This is a genomic window from Sulfobacillus sp. hq2 (assembly GCF_002903155.1).
In the GTDB taxonomy this organism is placed as follows: Bacteria; Bacillota; Sulfobacillia; order Sulfobacillales; family Sulfobacillaceae; genus Sulfobacillus; species Sulfobacillus thermotolerans.
In genome coordinates this window covers 1-2,141 of sequence record NZ_NWUL01000052.1, presented here as the reverse complement: position 1 = coordinate 2,141, position 2,141 = coordinate 1, and the positions used below count along the sequence as shown (strand labels likewise).

Sequence of the window (2,141 nt, the reverse complement as noted above, 5' to 3'; positions counted from 1 at the left end):
GACCTGCAACAACCCTTGCCTTTCTATGCCTTTGGGTGGTAAACTATGGACATGGAAGAATACTTATCCATTGGCAAGGCGGCAAAGATTCTAGGCGTTACGCCTAAGACCTTGCGGCGATGGGAACTGGCGAAAACGATCCAGTCAGAGCGAACTCCTACGGGGTATCGCCGTTATCGTTCCGACCAAATCATGCGGCTTCTCACCAAACGCCAGGTGGGATTCGGTACCCGATGTGTCGTCTATGCGCGTGTGTCCTCTGCAAAGCAGTCGCGTGACGGAAACCTGGAGCGCCAAAAAGAAAGGCTCCTGGAAGAGGCCCAAAAACGCGGCTATGATCCGGTGTTGGTGGTGGCGGAGCAGGCATCCGGCATCAATGACAAACGGCGTGGTCTTTGGCGCGTCCTGCACCTAGCTGAAAAACGGGGCTTTGATGTGCTCCTTATTGAATTCCCGGATCGGTTGGCGCGCTTTGGCTATCGCTACCTGACCGAATATCTCCGGGCCTTTGACGTCCGGGTGGAAACCGCGCGGGATATGCCTCCGGCATCCTTCGAGGAAGAACTGACCCGTGATCTCATCACCATCCTGACGGTGTTCTCCGCCCGGCTCTACGGTAGACGGAGCAAGGGGTTCCGGAAGAAAATCACGGATACCATTCAAGAGCACCACGAGAAAGGCGGTGAATCCCCCTTTGGCCATAGCCATGAAGACCCTGATTCTGCCGCTCCTTGACGCCAATCCCGGCAAACTGGAGGCTTTGGAGTCGACGGAGGCCCTGTTTTCCCAAATGGTTCAGTTCTACCTGAACATCCTGCTGACCACCCCCTTATTCTGGGACACGGTGGTCAAGGTAGATCCCGCAACCGGCGAAATCCTTTCCGAACGTGCCCCTACCAGCAAAGACATCCTTACCCGGCTGGAATTTGCCACGGTATCCACTCCGGCCCATACCCATCCTTCTTATCCTCTCTCCAATGTTCCTGGTGCGGAGGATGCTCCGGTGGTGTTCCGCCGCGCGGCGATCAACCGCGCCATCGGCATCGCGAAGAGCTATCGCGCCAACCGCAAACGTTGGGAATCCCTGCCCGAACACCGTCGTGGGAAGGCTCCTGCCATCCCCACTGTCCGCTCGATGCCCGTCACGCTCTACCAGGGCATGGGCCTTCTGGTGCGAGAAGAAACCCGTTCCTTCCTGCGGGTGAAAGTTTGGGATGGTCAATCTTGGCGATTCGAGGGGTACCCGGTCGCCATCGCTCCCTACCAGCGCACCATGCTGGCGATAGCTGAAACGGAGCAGGCCCGGCTGGACGCGGTGCGGGCCGAGGCGCGGATGATCAAGAAGGCTGGCCGGGACGAGGAAGCCCAAACCTTGCTGGCCACCGAGGGGAGGCAACAGGACGGCATTCCCGTCATGGAGTCGGGTACCCTCTTTCATGATGGCAAACGCTGGCGATTCCACGTGCCCCTGGCCACCCCGATCCGCGTCAAACGGGCGAAAGACCAGCTGGCGGAAAATCCCGATCTGCCGGTGACCACGGTGGATCTGGGCGTGAACAACCTGGCCGTAGCAGTGGCGTTTCATGGCGCGAAAGTGAAAGGCACTCTCTTCGTTCCCGGACGGCCGCACGAGCAGCGGAGGTTCCGCAGGCTCCAGGCCATCGCCGTCCGGCAACGGAAGACGGGGGGGCGACCCAAGCGCCAGGCGAATCACCGGATCTGGGAGCATCTCAAGCACAGAGAGGACGCCATCGCCCACCAGGTCGCCCGCCAGATCGTCGATTTCGCCAAACGGCACGGCAGCCGGGTCATCGTATTTGAGGCCCTGTCCCGCATGAAAAACCCCAAGCGCACCGGCTGGATGAAGCGGCAGAACCTCCGCCGATCCTACTGGATGCGGGGGAAGATCATGCGCTGGGTTCGGCACATGGCTCTGCACGAAGGGATCCTGGTCGTGACTCGGGATGCCCAGTTCACCAGTCAGGCATGCCCTCGCTGCGGCCATCTCGGAGCCCGGTTCTGCGAAGCCACCCGCCATCACCGCCGGGGCAAGGACGTGTTCCGCTGCTACGCCTGTGGCTGGGGCGGCAATGCCGACCTAGTGGGGGCCTTGAACCTGCGCAAGAAATGGCTCAAGATCT

Annotated in this window: 2 protein-coding genes; both read left to right on the top strand. The window is 60.3% G+C overall.

From position 1 onward, the window contains the following. The first annotated feature begins 45 nt into the window (after positions 1-45). The gene (locus tag CO251_RS17070; RefSeq protein WP_103377028.1) at positions 46-735 is read left to right on the top strand and encodes an IS607 family transposase; all 690 of its coding nucleotides are present in this window, start codon (positions 46-48) and stop codon (positions 733-735) included. Further along, positions 695-2,141 (top strand): RNA-guided endonuclease TnpB family protein (locus CO251_RS17065; protein ID WP_146039129.1); only part of this gene is annotated, 1,447 nt, incomplete at its 3' end. The genes CO251_RS17070 and CO251_RS17065, both read left to right, overlap by 41 nt.

Excerpts from the sequence above, each read along its gene's own strand:
- CO251_RS17070 (WP_103377028.1), top strand. The coding sequence starts at position 46 with ATGGACATGGAAGAATACTTATCCATTGGCAAGGCGGCAAAGATTCTA.